At 43.9% G+C, this 16,700-nt stretch carries 12 protein-coding genes; all 12 read right to left on the bottom strand.

Annotated elements, in window-relative coordinates; all coding sequences use genetic code 11:
• The coding region (locus SD53_RS11520) for an acetyltransferase (protein WP_046520387.1) at positions 1-566 on the bottom strand (566 nt) is incomplete at its 3' end.
• A 331-nt stretch (positions 567-897) separates the two neighbouring features.
• A complete protein-coding gene (gene rfbA, locus SD53_RS11515) occupies positions 898-1,767 on the bottom strand; it encodes a glucose-1-phosphate thymidylyltransferase RfbA (protein ID WP_046520386.1) in 870 nt (289 codons plus the stop codon).
• 3 nt (positions 1,768-1,770) lie between these two features.
• A complete protein-coding gene (rfbB, locus tag SD53_RS11510) occupies positions 1,771-2,844 on the bottom strand; it encodes a dTDP-glucose 4,6-dehydratase (RefSeq protein ID WP_046520385.1) in 1,074 nt (357 codons plus the stop codon).
• A gap of 2 nt (positions 2,845-2,846) precedes the next feature.
• Positions 2,847-3,965, bottom strand: coding sequence for a DegT/DnrJ/EryC1/StrS family aminotransferase (locus SD53_RS11505; protein ID WP_046520384.1), 1,119 nt, complete (start codon positions 3,963-3,965; stop codon positions 2,847-2,849).
• Between the two features lies 1 nt (position 3,966).
• Positions 3,967-4,545, bottom strand: a complete 579-nt coding sequence (gene wbpD, locus SD53_RS11500; RefSeq protein WP_046520383.1) for a UDP-2-acetamido-3-amino-2,3-dideoxy-D-glucuronate N-acetyltransferase — start codon at positions 4,543-4,545, stop codon at positions 3,967-3,969.
• Positions 4,542-5,489, bottom strand: coding sequence for a Gfo/Idh/MocA family protein (locus SD53_RS11495; RefSeq protein ID WP_046520382.1), 948 nt, complete (start codon positions 5,487-5,489; stop codon positions 4,542-4,544). The genes wbpD and SD53_RS11495 overlap by 4 nt, the downstream gene beginning before the upstream one ends.
• 22 nt (positions 5,490-5,511) lie before the next feature.
• Positions 5,512-6,810, bottom strand: coding sequence for a nucleotide sugar dehydrogenase (locus tag SD53_RS11490; protein ID WP_046520381.1), 1,299 nt, complete (start codon positions 6,808-6,810; stop codon positions 5,512-5,514).
• A 133-nt stretch (positions 6,811-6,943) separates the two neighbouring features.
• Positions 6,944-7,903: a Wzz/FepE/Etk N-terminal domain-containing protein gene (locus SD53_RS11485; protein ID WP_046520380.1), complete on the bottom strand. Its 960-nt coding sequence runs from the start codon at positions 7,901-7,903 to the stop codon at positions 6,944-6,946.
• A gap of 119 nt (positions 7,904-8,022) precedes the next feature.
• The gene (locus tag SD53_RS11480) at positions 8,023-10,803 is read right to left on the bottom strand and encodes an SLBB domain-containing protein (RefSeq protein ID WP_046520379.1); all 2,781 of its coding nucleotides are present in this window, start codon (positions 10,801-10,803) and stop codon (positions 8,023-8,025) included.
• A gap of 411 nt (positions 10,804-11,214) precedes the next feature.
• Positions 11,215-12,339 carry a non-hydrolyzing UDP-N-acetylglucosamine 2-epimerase gene (wecB, locus tag SD53_RS11470; RefSeq protein WP_046520377.1) on the bottom strand — a complete coding sequence of 375 codons (1,125 nt, stop codon included), beginning with the start codon at positions 12,337-12,339 and terminating at the stop codon, positions 11,215-11,217.
• Between the two features lie 106 nt (positions 12,340-12,445).
• Complete coding sequence (locus tag SD53_RS11465) at positions 12,446-13,849, bottom strand: MBL fold metallo-hydrolase RNA specificity domain-containing protein (protein WP_046520376.1); 1,404 nt, start codon at positions 13,847-13,849, stop codon at positions 12,446-12,448.
• Positions 13,850-13,930: 81 nt separating this feature from the next.
• Positions 13,931-16,642 carry a PKD domain-containing protein gene (locus SD53_RS11460; RefSeq protein ID WP_046520375.1) on the bottom strand — a complete coding sequence of 904 codons (2,712 nt, stop codon included), beginning with the start codon at positions 16,640-16,642 and terminating at the stop codon, positions 13,931-13,933.
• Positions 16,643-16,700: the final 58 nt, after the last annotated feature.

Genomic DNA, 16,700 nt, shown 5'->3' with positions numbered 1-16,700 from the left:
TTTGCACCAATTAAACTTTCTTTTCCTATTACTACATCTTGAACACATACTGAATTAAAGCCAAAAAAACAATTGTCTCCTATCTGACAATTTCCACCCACTAAAGACTTGCTAGCAAAAAAACAATGACTATCTATAGCGACATCATGAGAAATAACCACAGAGGACCAAAATATATTATTATCACCTATAATACAATTTTGCTCTATAATAGTACCCAAAAGAACAATATTATTATTACCCAACACAACGGTCTCATCGACTATAGCACTACCGTCGATATAATTAACAAATTTATAACCCTTGAATTTTGCTCGTTCATACATTAACTTTCTAGACCGCATATTTGAATAACCAACAGCTACAAATATGTAATAACAGTCATTTGGGTATAGTTGCTCTATTTCTTCAAAAGCAATAACAGGTAACCCGTCGAAATTACGATTGCTTCCTAAAAATGCTCTATCGACACAAAACGCAATAACTTTCTGCCCGTCAATACGTTCAAGATATAGACGCATCATTTTAGCAAATGAGCCAGCTCCATATATGATAATATTTTTCATTCAGTAATAACCTTTTAAGCTACAAAGTTGGATTACATTTAGTAATGAACAGCATAGCCACCTCGAAATTTCTTTGCTGATGCGTAACAAGCACCAGAACATCTACAAATCTCACTGAATTAACAATTAACAATTTTTGAATCAATGAAAAATAATCATTTAAAAGTCGCTATTAAATATTGCTATAAATGAATAAACTTTTAATCATTTCGCCGTAAAGCAATTATTATGTAGAATAATAGTCCCTGTCCCCACAATTAAAATCATTGAGAAAAAACCAAAGCACAAATGAACCGATATAAATTCATGTCTATTTTAGGCGAGCTATATTTTAATTTTTACTCACCAAATCTAATAAGTAATCACCGTAGCCATTTTTACTCATCAATCTACCAGTGATTTCAAGATCTTTCGCACTTAACCAATGATTATTGAAAGCTATTTCTTCTAAACAAGCGATTTTAAACCCCTGTCTGTGCTCAACTGTCTGCACGAAAGCACTAGCCTCTATAAGACTGTCATGAGTACCGGTGTCTAACCAAGCAAAACCTCTCCGTAATAGTTCAACATTTAGCCGACCTTGTTTTAAGTACTCATTATTGACACAGGTTATTTCTAGCTCACCACGAGCTGAAGGTTTAATATTTTTAGCAATGTTGATAACATCATTGTCATAGAAATATAGGCCAGTAACAGCATAATTTGATTTAGGGTTGACAGGTTTTTCCTCTATGGAAATAGCCTTATAACTCTCATCAAACTCAACAACTCCAAATCTATGCGGGTCTTTAACCTGATAACCGAATACTGTAGCGCCAGAATCTCTCGAAGCCGAATTTAGCAGTTTTGGACGAAGGCCATGACCATAAAAAATATTATCCCCCAGAACAAGGCAAACACTGTCATTACCAATAAACTGCTCACCAATAATAAAAGCTTGCGCCAAGCCATCAGGGCTTGGCTGACTGGCGTAACTTAAATTTATGCCAAAGTCGCTGCCATTACCTAATAAGCGTTGAAAAGCAGCCTGATCTTCAGGAGTGGTAATAATAAGAATATCGCGAATACCAGCAAGCATTAACACCGACAGCGGATAATAAATCATGGGCTTGTCGTATACTGGCAACAACTGCTTAGAAACACCGCGAGTAATCGGGTATAACCTAGTCCCTGAACCACCTGCTAATACTATACCTTTCATTAGTTATGCTCCCTGCCCTAATCGCTCTAGTTGGTAACTACCATCCAGCACCGCTTGCCACCAGTCATTGTTATTTAAATACCATTCAACTGTTTTACGCAGACCTGTTTCGAACGTTTCTTCGGGCTTCCAGCCTAGCTCACGTTCAATTTTGCTAGCGTCTATTGCATAGCGTAAATCATGACCTGGCCTATCTTTTACGTGAGTAATTAAAGAGGAATGTTTAGAATTCGGCGGGTAGCCGCGATCATGCATAGGCGCAAGCTCATCCATCAAAGCACAGATAGTGTGAACTACTTCTAAATTTTGCTTTTCGTTATGACCACCTATGTTATAAGTCTCACCCACTTGACCTTCAGTTACTACTTTGTAAAGTGCGCGAGCGTGATCTTCTACATATAGCCAATCACGTATTTGAGTACCTCTCCCGTAAACAGGTAACGGTTTACCCGCTAAAGCATTAAGTATCATTAGTGGGATGAGTTTTTCTGGAAAATGATAAGGTCCATAATTATTAGAACAATTTGTGATAATGACTGGTAGACCATAAGTGCGAAACCAGGCTCTAACTAGATGGTCAGAACTTGCCTTACTTGCTGAATAGGGACTACTTGGAGCATAAGGAGTATTTTCAGTGAATAAGTCCTCTGTACCATGCAGATCACCATATACTTCGTCTGTGGAAATATGATGGAAGCGAAATGCAAGCTTACGCTCTTCGGGCAGACCTTTCCAATAGTCACGAGTCGCTTCTAGTAAAACATAAGTACCGACGATATTAGTCTCAATAAATGCTGCCGGGCCGTCAATCGAACGATCTACGTGGCTTTCAGCAGCAAGATGCATAACTGCGTCAGGCTGATGCTTCTTAAAGACAGTAGCCATCACTACGGCGTCGCAGATATCCGCTTTCTCAAAAATGTAGCGGCTATTTCCTGATACCTGCTCCAGAGAATTCAGATTACCAGCGTAAGTCAGCTTATCAACGTTAATAACCATATCATTAGTAAAATTACAGATATGGCGTACCACCGCAGAACCAATAAAACCTGCGCCACCAGTAACAAGTATTTTCATGATTAGGCCTGTAAAGAATGATTAACTGAACGAATAATATTCTCTGCATTTTGCTCAGTCATGTAAGGATGCATGGGTATGCTGCATACCTGTTTAGCCAACCGAGATGCAATCGGAAAATCAGCATCAGTGTATCCTAGCTCGTTGAATGCAGTTTGCTGATGCATACAGGTACCATAATAAATCATTGTAGGCACACCATGTTCTTTGCATCTAGCCATTAACATGTCACGATCTATGCAAGTAAGGGTGTACTGCGCCCAAGAGCTTGAGAATCCTTGAGGTATGGAGGGTTTTTGATAATCACCTTTTAGTTGCTGATTATAGAGCGCAGCTAAATTGTTTCTTTTCACAAGCTCATGCGGGAAATCAGCCAATTTCTCCAGTAAAACCGCTGCCTGCAATGTATCTAAGCGACTATTAATACCAATTCGAACGTTGTCATACTTATCCTTACCTTTGCCATGCACGCGGTAAGAGCGAAATAGAGCTGCATACTCATCGTTATTGGTAAATACTGCGCCCCCATCACCATAACAACCCAGTGGTTTAGCAGGAAAAAAGCTTGTGGTAGCTATATCACCAAATGCTCCAGCTCTTTTACCATTAATCTCGCCGCCAAAGCCTTGTGCCGCGTCTTCAATTAATTTGAGTTCGTACTTTGCAGCGATTTTTTCCAATTCTGGATAATTAGCAGGTAAACCAAACAAGTCTACAGCTATGATAGCTTTAGGTTTTAGTTTGCCTTCTTTAATCACTTTTTCTATTTGTTGTTCGAGGTGACTTGGGCAAATATTAAAAGTACGCTCGTCTGAATCAACAAAGACTGGGGTAGCACCGGCGTATGCAACTACTTCAGCAGTAGCGAAAAAGGTGAAAGTGGGACAAAAAACAGCATCGCCGGCTTTCACATCAAGCACCATCATTGCAAGTTGCAAAGCATCAGTACCATTAGCGCAAGTAATACAGTGTTTAACACCTACGTAGTCTGCTAGTTTTTGTTCTAACTCCTCAACTTCTGGCCCCATAATATAGTGGCCATGATCCAACACAGTTTGGATACGCTGATCAATACGTTGTTTTAAATGCTGGTACTGCGCTGCTAAATCGATAAACTGCATTTTAGCTAACCTTAGTCAATTTATTATTATCAAGTAAATATCTTGAACCTGTATGCTCGCATATAGCTTCGGCATGGCCAGTTACAGGAAGAGGCAACTTTTCGCCAAATTCACTCATCCATCCAATCTGCTTTGCTGGCACACCTACCATTAGAGCATAAGCCGGGACATCTTTGTTGATCACAGCTCCTGCACCAACAAAAGCAAACTCACCAATTGTTACACCACAAACTATGGTGCAATTTGCGCCTAGGGTCGCACCCTTCTTTACTATAGTATCAAGGTATTGGTCTTTTCGTTCGATAAGGGATCTTGGGTTGTATACATTAGTAAAAACCATACTAGGCCCACAAAAAACGCCTTCCTCCAGAAAAACGTTGTCATACACTGAAACATTATTCTGGATTTTACACTTATCACCTATCTTGACTTTGTTACCTACAAAAACGTTTTGGCCCAGAGAAACGCCCTTGCCGATAATCGCACCAGCACATACATGAGCGAAGTGCCAAACACGAGAGCCTTCACCAATTTGCGCACCTTCGTCAACTATTGCACTATCGTGTTTGTAGTAACTCATTTTATTACCTTAGCGAGCAAAGGATGTGATGCTTTTGGATTTAAGGTAAGCGGAGCTGTACGAATTACTTCAACAGTTTCAATGGCAGCACGATTTTCCTCAACACCATAACCCTGGCCGCTAAGGATACGCTGATAGCTTTGCGTATGCAGGTCGGTAAACCCCCCCGAAAACTCGAGTTCCTCATCACCGATACGAATGCTACGATAAGTCAGCTTTTCGCCTTGAACGGCATTGTCTGGTAAATTGTTAGCATCGATCGACAGGAACCACCGCACTCTGGCTTTTTCGTACTCCAAATAGCCTGCTGAAGTTTTTTCATCACGGTAATGCACTTCATTTTTAGTGACCTTACCGAAAATAAAGTGCAACATGTCATAAAAATGTACACCGATGTTTGTTGCAACACCACCAGACTTATCGTCCACACCTTTCCAGGATTTTAAGTACCATTTGCCTCTTGATGTCATATAAGTAAGCTCGACATCAAATACTTGATCAGCAGGTGCATTCTGAACTTTATCGCGTAACGCTATTATGGAAGGGTGCAATCTTAGCTGGAGGATGGAGTTTACTTTAGCGCCAAACTGCTCTTCATAGTGCTTCAACATGTCTAAATCTTTGATATTTAACACCAAAGGTTTTTCACAAATTACGTCTATGCCATTCTTTAATGCATATTTCATATGCGGGGCATGCAGATAATTAGGCGAACAAATTGCCACATAGTCTAATTTGTTCCCAAGAATTTTCTGGTCTTCAACAAAAGCTTCAAACTGTTCGAATTCAGTGAAAAATTCGGCATCCGGAAAATGGCTGTCCATTATCCCAACAGAGTCATTTATATCCATAGCGACCAATAAATCATTACCAGTTTCTTTAATAGCTTTCAAATGACGAGGAGCTATATATCCACCAGCTCCGATCAAGGCAAACTTTTTCATAAATTTAATACCATGTAAGAAATTAGAGACGGAAAACGGTAAAGCCATGTGACGCTATATTTTCGCGCTTAAATAGACTTTTGACGTCTGCTAAAACAGGCTTATCAGCACGAACAAAACTTGCTAACTGTTTGGCAGTTAAAGCGCGATACTCGTTATGACCTACAGCAACTACCAGGCTGTCTACTTTGTGTTCTGAATCAATCAAACCCAGCTCGTAACCGTATTCGTGTTTAACTTCGTCTGCATTAGCCCATGCGTCTGCTATCACAACTTTCAAACCCCAAGCTTCAAATTCTTTCACCATATCGAATACTTTACTGTTTCGGATGTCCGGGCAGTTTTCTTTAAACGTAATTCCCAGAATTCCGACTGTAGCGCGGGCCACATCAATACCGTTTTTAAGCATCAATTTAATAGTGTTGCGTGCTACATACCGTGCCATGTTGTCGTTTATTCTGCGGCCTGCAAGAATAACCTGCGGATGATAACCAACTTCCTCAGCCTTGTGAGTTAAATAGTACGGGTCGACACCTATACAATGTCCTCCTACCAACCCTGGCCTGAAAGGTAAGAAGTTCCACTTACTGCCCGCAGCCTCTAACACGTCCAACGTATCGATACCAATACGGTCAAAAATGACCGATAACTCGTTAACAAGCGCTATATTCAAATCTCGCTGCGTGTTTTCAATAACTTTTGCTGCCTCAGCTACCTTAATGGAACTCGCCTTGTGAGTACCGGCAGTAATAATACTGCCGTACAAAGAGTCAACAATCTCAGCTATTTCAGGTGTACTGCCGCTGGTAATTTTTTTAATTTTTGTGAGTGTGTTAACTTTATCACCCGGATTAATTCGTTCTGGGCTGTAACCAGCAAAGAAATCCTTGTTAAATACTAAACCTGAAACTCTTTCTAAAACAGGGATACAAACTTCTTCTGTAGCCCCAGGATAGACCGTTGATTCATAAATAACGATATCGCCTTTTTTTAAAACTTTACCTACTGTCTCACTTGCTTTTTGTAGGGGAGTTAAGTCGGGTCGATTAACATGATCAACAGGAGTTGGGACCGTAACTATAAACACGTTGCAATCTTCTAAATCGACGAACTGATTACTAAAACTTAACTTCAGCGACGAGGAAAGATCCTGCGGGGAGACTTCAAGAGTAGAGTCTTTGCCATTTTGTAATTCTTTAATCCGAAATTCGTTGATATCAAAACCAATAACATCGAACTTCTTCCCAAATTCTACGGCTAGAGGTAACCCAACGTAACCAAGACCAATAACAGCTATTTTTTTGTTTCCTAGATTAAACATTGCGGTTCTCACTTTTACTACAAACTGGACTTAGGAAATGTGTTTATTATTCGCTCGCCATTAAAATTTTATAGCGTTACAAAAAAGTTGCACTAACGACAATAGTTCATGCAGCTAAAAACACTGAGCGACTCTATTTAAGGTTTCTATTCTGTCTGAGTTGTTGTCTTAGTATGGCAGCAACTATCCCCACAAATCCGCCTAAAAATGTAATTAAAATTACTAACATAGCTCTCGCAGGCCCCATTTTCTCCTCCGGAACCAGAGGTGTATCGATAATTTTGAACACATATTCATCACGCACATTGGCGAGCATCAATGTCTTTGTCTGTTCTTCAATCAATGAATATAAGGCTGTGCGCAGATCTGCGATAGTTGTTTGGGTTATTTGCTGTTGAAGATAAGCGATGCTTTTCTCTGCTTCGTCAATGTCACGCTTTTTCATTTCTAAATTTAAATCGGCTATAAGCATTTGAACCCAACTTTGTGCTATGTAAGGTGATATATGTTCAATGCTTAGCTTGACCATACCTGTCGTTGGGTCTTGATTGACAGTTAGCAACTCTAAAAGCTTTTTGTAAGCCTCTTGTGCAGAGGGCTTGGCTTGTCTAGGAGGCTTTACATCCCGCAGCCATTTCTGTTGCTGGGGGTCATAAAGCTCTGTTTCGTAATACAGTGTATTTGTACTTAAATCCCAGCTTTTAACCGCCATCAGATCTTGTAGTTGTATCCGCTGCTCAATAAAGCGACCGAGAAAATCTCTCGATTTAATAACTTCAATCGCTAATGCTGTTTTATCTACACCAGCTCCGCTACCTAAACTTACCCCAGCCAGCGCAGCCAAACCACCTAACTGCCCAGACAAACCTGCGGATTTTTGCTCCGCCGCAGGAGCCAATAAGGCTTCACTTTTATAGATATTAGGTAAGCTCAACGCATAAATAACCGCAATAACAGCTGATATACACGATATGACAATAATCAGCCATTTACCTTTCCAGATGGCTGAGAATAACTCTCGCAAGTCTATTTCATCATCTGACCGAGTCAAAGTTAACTCCGCATTAGCCATGTTCGAATCTTTACTTTTCATATACTCTTAATTTCGTCTATTGGCCACAACGCCTATAATTTTACACAACACGCTCTGTTGTTGCTTAAACACGCAAAGCTTTTGAATTACATAGTTTATTTAGCTTTTAACGCCAAGCACTAAAAAGTATTCAACGCTGCAATAGCAACAGCACTTTGATAGAAAATCTGAGTAACCTGCGCCCAGAGCGTAAGATTGTCTTTATATTCTGTATCAACAGGCACTACTACTGTATCACCAGGTTCCAAATTCATTCTTTCTATTGCAAACCAGCCATTTTGCTCTGGCATCATAACGGAACCGTCGGCTTTAATTACATACACCCGCTCTTCGTCAGCACGCTTACGAGTACCACCTGCCAACTTCAAATAGTCGTCCACTGACAAGTTTTGCTGATATCTGTGGCTACTAGCGTGTTGTACTTCGCCAACTACAGAAATGGTGTTGTCTACCCGGGGCACGTATAGCAGATCACCGTCTTGCACTTGAACATCGTAATCTGGCTGTCCCGCTAAAATAGCAGGCAGATCTATGACCAAACGACCGACCGGCGGTTGCTCTTCCAGTTGTTTAATCATAAACAATGCGTCTTGCGGAGTACTTTTTATACCAGATTCAGACAAACTCTTGGTGGCAATATCGGCACGCAACTGAGCGGTCAGCTTTTTCGTTTGTACCCGCTCACGCTCCTTAATGTCTTCACGGGTATAAATAGCTCCCGCCATAAAGGCGTTACGGTTTAAACCACCGGCTCTATTCAGTACATTCGATAAAGTTTCACCACGTTGAATGGTATAGCGACCGGGAAACTTCACCTCGCCTCGTATTTCAATAGTGCGATTAATATTCCAGTCAGGGATTGGAAATATATTCAGGCGGTCGCGTTGTTGCAACGCAACCACATCTTCTTTCGAGAATACTTTATTTAAGTCAACGGCAATATTATTCACTTCGATACTGTTTGTGTCAGCAGCAACAGAGGCTCGCGTCAGCTCAGCACGGTTTAAAAACGCAGACTCAGTTAAACCGCTGGCTGCAGCTATCAAGCTGGCGACTGTTGCGCCTTCGGTCAGAGGATACTCGCCCGGTACTTTGACTTCTCCATTGACCGACAGTATGAGTGGATCTGCACCGCGCCGAACCTGATTTTTCAGTTTTTGCAGTAATGGATAGAGCAGTTCAGTTCTGTTAAAGCTGGCAGATAACGCCAGTATGTTTTTGTCTCTGTATAACTGCAGCATCATTTGCTGCATGATGGCCGGCAAAGCACCGCGGCCTAAATCTGGTGTGCTAACGACAGGTTGAACTGCCACTCCCGTAGTGGAATTAGTTTGAGCATCAATAATACGCAGGTCGCCCGCTGTGGCAGACTTACCAGCCTGCCCTTGGTTGTTTGCCATTTGAGCGTCGTATTGCAGCATGCTCTGAAAGGCTTTAGCCGACAAATCGTCTTCGGCTGTCCATTTTACATTGGCTGGTAAGTTATAGCGCTGCTTAATTTGTTCGCGGATGTAAGTGTTTAGCTTTTCTCTATCGACCGTTTCATTGGCATGGTGAAATACCAACACAGTATCGCGCGGTTTCAAACTCAGGTTGGCCTCACCTGATGGTTGGTTGATTGCGTCGGCCAGACTAAACTGCAGAACTTTTACGTCGCCGGCGTTGTTCACTTCGCGTACGACCAGAGCATAGTCTAAGTCGGCCGTCATATGTAAATCAGACCAAAACGATTTGATTAAATCGCTGACTCTAATGCCTTGTTGCCAGGCATAAAAACCAGGGCGCACCACAGCACCAGCAACAGTCACCACATTTTCAATACGGGGCGAGGTTTCAGCGATACGCAGTAAGTCGCCGTCACGCAAAGCCATTTGACGGTTTACTGGGTTGGTTAAATCTAAATTCAGTAAGTCACGTAAGTTATTGCTGTTATAACGCTCGAGCACCACAGACTGAGGGTAAGCGCCTGCTTTGGTACCGCCAGCCATACTCAAAAGTGTATCAATAGTTTCGCCAGATTTTACTTCGTAGATAGCAGCACGTTTAATTTCGCCTGCCACCTGCACAGTGGCCTTGATTGGTGCAACAAATACTACGTCGCCATGTTGCAATTGAATGTCGCCCGAGCTGTCGCCGCGCAACAACAGGTCGTACAAGTCAAAACGGCCTACTGTGGCGCCACCACGTTTTACCTGAATATCACGCAAACTGCCTATGTCGGATACACCACCTGCTAAGTACAAAGATTGAGTGACTGTAGTCAGTGCTGATACAGCAAACATACCTGGCGTTTTGGCTTCACCAGCGACAAAAATATTGATAGTACGCAGCTTACCCATAGTAACAGCAGCGTCTACCCCTATCATAGCTTCACGCACTTTGTTGGCAATTAACTCAGAGGCTTGAATGACAGATAAGCCGCTGACACTAACAGGGCCTATTTCTGGCAGGTTTACTGAGCCATCACGGCCAACGATCAATTCGGTGCTACTATTTTGCTTACCGAAAAGCTGAAGTAGCAAAATATCATCTGGCCCTAAACGATAATTCTCAGGCACAGGGGCGTTATCTACCGGTGCAAAAGTACTGATTTGGGAGTTAAACATATTCATACCGAAACGCTGATTTTCAGCGGTTTCGGTAGGTGATTCAGATACCAGATTCTCGACAATCACACTTTGTTGCTGCGGTACTAATACCTCAGGCTGAGCTTGCTGAGAACTTGCAGCACTAGCCTGACCTGTTGGTAACTCTATGCCATATTGTTTAGCTAAACGCTGCTGCTCGGCAGGAGATAAGTTTTGGAACTGTGCCATCATTGCAGGTGAAGGTGTCACAGCAGACACGGGCAATGCGGCAACTAAAGCCACTAGCACACAAGTTTTAAACAGTTTTAGCACGCTATAACTCCGAATAATGTATTTGTTAGATCCAGCAAAAACCCCAGTAGTTTACCTGCTTTGCTTGTTTTTCCAAGCAGAAACTGGCTTCAGCAATTGCTTTAAATCAGGCTTGCAGAAGCTATGTTCAGATAAATTTTTAGCTATTTTTGTTAACAAACAAAAAACGCACAGAATGTTGTTCTTTTTAAACGATTTTTTTCGCCAAACCAGCTGTATGTCAGAAGTAACTCAGAGAGGATTTCTGCACATCCTGATGCTAAAAGGTCCTTTACGGTTCTTCACCTAACCAAACCGGCGGCGACTTTAGCGAATTACGCTGTTTTTGTCTAATAAAAATTTGTCTATTTACGGTAACAGCAGCGAAACATTTAATCACATTTCGCTGGCTGTTTAAGCTGTAAAACCAGCCTAAAAACTGGCTTTAATGGCCGCTATAATACGGCCACAAGCTTTGCCATCTCCATAAGGGTTATGGGCGAAACTCATCTGCTCGTAATAGGCTTTGTCTGTTAACAAACGGCTGACTTCCCGCACTATCACTTGTGCGTCAGTACCAACAAGTTTGACCGTACCTGCGGCTACCGCTTCCGGACGCTCAGTGGTGTCGCGCATCACTAATACAGGTTTACCTAACGATGGCGCTTCTTCCTGAATACCACCTGAGTCAGTGAGCACTAGAGTGCTTCGGCTCATCAGGTAAACAAAAGGCAGATAATCCTGCGGTTCTATCAGGTGCACGTTAGACGTATCGCTTAACAAACGAAACACAGGTTCGCGCACATTAGGGTTTAAATGCACTGGGTACACCACGTCTGTATCCGGGAACTGCTGGGCAATTTGCTTTAAGCCAGCACAAATTTGTTCAAAACCACCACCAAAACTCTCGCGTCTGTGGCCTGTCACCAACACCAAACGACGACCGTTTAGACCATACGGGAACTGCTGTTCAAATTTTTGGGTTAAGTTGGCGTCGGCATCAATTTTTGCCACCACCTGATGCAAAGCATCAATCACGGTATTACCTGTCACTACAATGCCTGCAGGGTCGACATTTTCTTTAAGTAAATTCTGTTGTGAAGTCTCAGTGGGTGCAAAGTGCAGTTTAGTTAACGCGCCTGTCAGCTTACGATTGGCTTCTTCTGGCCAGGGGCTATAGATATTACCGGTGCGCAATCCGGCTTCAACATGGCCCACCGCAGTTTTTTCATAATAACAGGCTAAAGCGGCAGCAAAAGTAGTACTGGTATCCCCATGCACTAATACAATGTCAGGCTTGAAGTCGCGAAGAACAGGTTTGATATTCAGCAGAATGCTGGTGGTGACGTCATACAGGTCCTGCCCTGCTTTCATAATAGCCAGGTCGTAATCTGGCACTATATGAAACAGCTTCAGCACCTGATCCAGCATTTCTCTGTGTTGGCCTGTGACACAGACCTTACTTTCAATACCCGGTGTTTCTTTTAATAAATTCACCAGAGGAGCCATTTTGATGGCTTCAGGTCTGGTACCAAACACACTTAATACTTTGATCATAGGGACTTCCATTGAACTGAAACTACAGAAATGGTATCAGAATTTCCGGGATGGCGGCAGAGTAAAGTGCGGTAGCTGAACAGGAACTTAAAGTCTGACGCTCTTCTTATCCGATGACAACATGGTGGCCTTTGGCTTCGAGCTTTCTCTTCAGTTCGAGTTTTGCTTCTGTATCGCCATGCACCAAACGAATTTGTGCCGGGGGCTTTTGCATCTGCCCAACAAAATGAAGCAAGTCGTCCTGATCGGCATGGGCTGAATAACCACTCAGTTGGATCACTTCAGCACGAATTGGATAGTTTTGCCCATCCAACTCAACTTCGCCGCCAGTTTTCGCTTGCTGCAGTATGGTTGCACCCGGAGTTCCCCTCGCCTGGTAACCGACAAACACGAGTTGATGACAGGCAGACCCCAGCAACGCTTTCAGATAGTTGACTACCCGCCCTCCTGCGCACATGCCACTGGCTGCGATCACTATGGCTGGTCTGCCAGTCTGAGCCAGGTGCTGCACCAGTTTTTGATGATCGTGATGAGTTTTAACTGTAAGTAACTGCTCAAATTGCAGCGGATGTCGGCCACTTCGTAACTTTTGTTTCGCCTCTTCATCCCAGTAAAGTTTTAACTCTTGATACACAGAGGTGAATTCGGCGGCCAGCGGAGAGTCGACAATAATATCCAACTGCTCCCAATTCAATCCGTTGTGGATCGGTTGTCCTTGCATCTGATGAATAATATCCTCCAGCTCATACAGCAACTCTTGAGTACGGCCTATGCTAAAGGCGGGAATAAGCACTGTGCCATTGTCTTTCAGCGATTTTTCCACTACCTGCTGTAAACGCTGCTGGCGATGTTGACGGTCCTCATGGTTTTTGTCGCCATAGGTACTTTCAAGCACCAGTAAATCAGCCTGTACTAGGGGTGTTGGGTCGGGTAACAATGGAGTGTCGCGCGCGCCTAAATCGCCGGAAAATACCGCTTTATAGCTTTTTTCGTTACTGTGCAGGGCCTTATGCTCTATTTCGATATAAGCTGAGCCCAGAATATGGCCCGCATTTTGAAAACGCAGGCGAACCTGATCCACCTCTCCTTCCATTGAATACCACTGGTCATACTGACATGGGCGTAGTTGGCGCGATACCGCCTGAATAAAGCCTGTGATCAGTTTTTCATCCCGTGTAATGCCCATTTTTAATGCATCTTCCAAGACCAGAGGCAGCAGTGCAGCAGAAGCGCGACTGCAATAAATCGGGCCCTTGAACCCTGCGGCGATTAAATAAGGAATTCGTCCTGCGTGGTCGATGTGGACATGAGTTAACAACAGTGCCTGAATACCATCCAGCGCAAAATTGATCCGTGCCGAGTCAGCCCCAGCTTTGCCGCTGCCCTGCTCTATGCCCTGAAACAAACCGCAATCAATCAGTACACTGTGCGTTTCGCTGACGAAATACTGATGGCAGGACCCGGTTACACCGTCTACAGCGCCATGGTGAATGAGCCTTGGATACTGCATAAAGTTGTCCTTAGGTGCTGGTCCATAATAAAAATGGGGCTAGTGTATGCCCTAACCCCATTGTAAACGCTGTAAGCTTACTTAGATCCCCTGTTCAGGTTTTTGATTGGGTTCAACCAAAGTCCGGGCCACAGGTTTCTTGGTGGAGGTAAAACTCATACCCTTGACTAAGCCACTGATCGCAGCTTCTTCAGTCACCGCCGTTTCATTCCAGTAATCGAAGCTTATTTCCTCGTAAATATTGATACGAGGTCCAAGCCCACTGGCAATAAACCAGGGTGAAGTACTGTTAATCCTGCGGTCTTCCACCTCAAACACGTAGATACGTGGGCCTAAGATGCCATCGGTTGACTTGAGTAAACGCCACTGCCGCTGTGCACAAGGTTTAGTATTATCATCAGCACACATCCAGCGGTTGATAGAGACAATAGACTCATCCTCAGAAATAGGGTCTTTTGTCCAGCCTAAAGGTGTGTTGAAAACAGGCTCAAAGTCTGGCGGCGACATCTCGAAACTTCCCATCTGATAACCTGTACCATCTTCAAGCAACTGCCAACCAAAGTAAGCGAACCCATTATCCCACAGCAGCGTATCACCATCCCATGAGTCTTTAGTCCATGTGTTGATAGTGGTATTCCAATACATATCTTCCGGATTGGTCTGATCAAAGTCCTTGAAATCACTGCCATCAAGTTTCAGTGCATAATCAGCATCTGCCGCAACTAAATTGCCTTCTGTATCGTAAGAAGCACTAAATACCTGGACATCAGTTCCAACCTGATCCAGCTTGATGATTTCAGTGTAAGAGCCATCCTCAAAGCTGAAGGTCAGTAAACCTGTCTCATCCAGCGCCCAACTGAATGGCTTGTCATTCTCCAGCGCCACACCAGTACCATCTGCGCTCATGTCAAAGATATCGGCAAACATATTGGCGTAACCGAAGCCCTCGTCGCCTGCGTAGTAATAGTGTTCAAATACCCATTCACCATCCAGCTCTGCTGCAGTAAATTTCAGATCCGCCAATTTGTCCGCATTACGCAGCAACTGATCTTCTGTCACCTCATAACTGACTGGTTCCGGGTTGATCACCACTCCTCCGGGCAAAGTTACCGGAACCATAGCTCTGGTTCCGGTAGAAACCACGCGGTAGGTATCCGTTTTTTCACCCTGTATGATGCGGGTCAGGCTTGCAGTTAAAGGGGTCTGTTTCGCTTCAACCTGAAAGTAACCAGCCTGGTTAAGTTGGTTCACCTGCTCCTGAGTTAATCCAAACAAACCTACAGTTACAGTTGGGAAGTAGGTAGAACTGGTCGTTCCTGCATAGGTGATCTCGACTTTGCCGTCCACCAGACTCCAGTCAAAGTCATGAACTCCAGCGCTGAACACCTCAGCCCCTGTCCCATCTTCATTAAAGTCATACCTGTTACCACCACGTGACAAGAAACCGTCCGCAGCCGGATAAACTTCGAAATAAGTGCTGGCCAGACTGCTTTCATCCACCGGAGGAGTCAGTTCAGGATCAGCGATGATCTCATCAATCGTATCGGTGATGATATTGGGGTCTTCTGCTTCGGCTGCAGCCACATAATTGTTGTAGGCTTCAGTGTTTGTCAGTAATTCAAGAACATTTGTAACCCCCTCAGGCAAGGCAAAAACACCACCCTGGGTAACCAGTTTGACCACAGCAGCAGCTTCAATCAGCTCATCCGGACTGACTGATTTTTCAACTAAGGTAAAGCTATCCAGATTAGTAGGCGCTGTTCCGCCATTGGCTGCGACTATCAGCGAATACAATGCCGTAGAAACCGCATTAATGGAGATGGTATTTGGACTATCCCCTTCGGCCAGCGGTTGCACATTAAATAAACCTGCGATGGCCGAAGATAGTTTTGTCGTGAAAGAGCCTGCAGCGGCTTCTGTGACATCAGCAGTCAGGCTGGGTACAAATTTATAGTACTCCAACCCTGCTGTAGTGACAGAGCTGGCTCTGATATCAGCAAAAAGGTTGGTTTCGTCGTCATCCGCTTGCAGTGGCAAACTAAAAGCACCATTAGCGTCTGCTGTTGCAGTAAAGGTCTGCCCCGCCAAAGTACCTGTGACTGTGGCATTGGCAAAAGCGGCTTCGGATACAGTTCCGGACACAGTAAAGGTCGTCATTACGGGGGTTACTGTGACCACACCTGTGATAGTTGCAGCTTCGTCGTCATCGTCAGTCACAGTAAGACTAAAGCCTAACTCGGTATCTTCTGTCACGCTGGGCGCAGTAAAACTCAGTGTTGCAGTATCAGCTCCTGTTAATGTGACGGGAGTACCTGAGGTTTGTATCCAACTGTAAGTTTCAACTTCACCGTCTGCATCTGCAGCAGTAGCAGTTAAGGTCACGTCAGATTTTTCCGCTGCAGGCTCAAAAGCCGCTGTGGCTGTGGGCACTAGATTATTGGCGATGTTAATAGTGACATCTGCGCTGGCCGTTTGGTTGCCCTCGTCTGTAACGGTCACGCGCAACACGGCAGCAGCGTTGGCGCTTACTGCAGGCGCAGTGACACCGACAGTCGCAGTAGTTGTATTCGTCAGCGAGAGCGTTGGGCCAGACACCTGAGTCCAGCTATAGCTGATGGTATCGTCATCATCGTCTGCTGTTGCAGCTATGGTCGTTGTTCGGCTTTCTTTTAATGAAACTGCAGCAGCAACAGATACCGTGGGTAATTCGTCTTTATCGTCTGAACCACATCCTGCTAAAACCGCACAGGCAATGAGGCTGAGCGGTAAGTTACCTAAGATCTTGTTTTTCATAGTGACTCCTTGCGGGTAATTCCCACGTGAGTCTAGACAACTCTGCTTATTTCGCCAG

Origin of the sequence: Rheinheimera mesophila (genome assembly GCF_000986865.1) — a bacterium.
Taxonomy (GTDB): Bacteria; Pseudomonadota; Gammaproteobacteria; order Enterobacterales; family Alteromonadaceae; genus Pararheinheimera; species Pararheinheimera mesophila.
This window is presented reverse-complemented; position numbering and strand designations above follow the sequence as displayed.

Excerpts from the sequence above, each read along its gene's own strand:
- rfbA (WP_046520386.1), bottom strand. The coding sequence starts at position 1,767 with ATGAAAGGTATAGTATTAGCAGGTGGTTCAGGGACTAGGTTATACCCG.
- rfbB (WP_046520385.1), bottom strand. The coding sequence starts at position 2,844 with ATGAAAATACTTGTTACTGGTGGCGCAGGTTTTATTGGTTCTGCGGTG.
- SD53_RS11505 (WP_046520384.1), bottom strand. The coding sequence starts at position 3,965 with ATGCAGTTTATCGATTTAGCAGCGCAGTACCAGCATTTAAAACAACGT.
- wbpD (WP_046520383.1), bottom strand. The coding sequence starts at position 4,545 with ATGAGTTACTACAAACACGATAGTGCAATAGTTGACGAAGGTGCGCAA.
- SD53_RS11495 (WP_046520382.1), bottom strand. The coding sequence starts at position 5,489 with ATGAAAAAGTTTGCCTTGATCGGAGCTGGTGGATATATAGCTCCTCGT.
- SD53_RS11490 (WP_046520381.1), bottom strand. The coding sequence starts at position 6,810 with ATGTTTAATCTAGGAAACAAAAAAATAGCTGTTATTGGTCTTGGTTAC.
- SD53_RS11485 (WP_046520380.1), bottom strand. The coding sequence starts at position 7,903 with ATGAAAAGTAAAGATTCGAACATGGCTAATGCGGAGTTAACTTTGACT.
- wecB (WP_046520377.1), bottom strand. The coding sequence starts at position 12,339 with ATGATCAAAGTATTAAGTGTGTTTGGTACCAGACCTGAAGCCATCAAA.
- SD53_RS11465 (WP_046520376.1), bottom strand. The coding sequence starts at position 13,849 with ATGCAGTATCCAAGGCTCATTCACCATGGCGCTGTAGACGGTGTAACC.
- SD53_RS11460 (WP_046520375.1), bottom strand. The coding sequence starts at position 16,642 with ATGAAAAACAAGATCTTAGGTAACTTACCGCTCAGCCTCATTGCCTGT.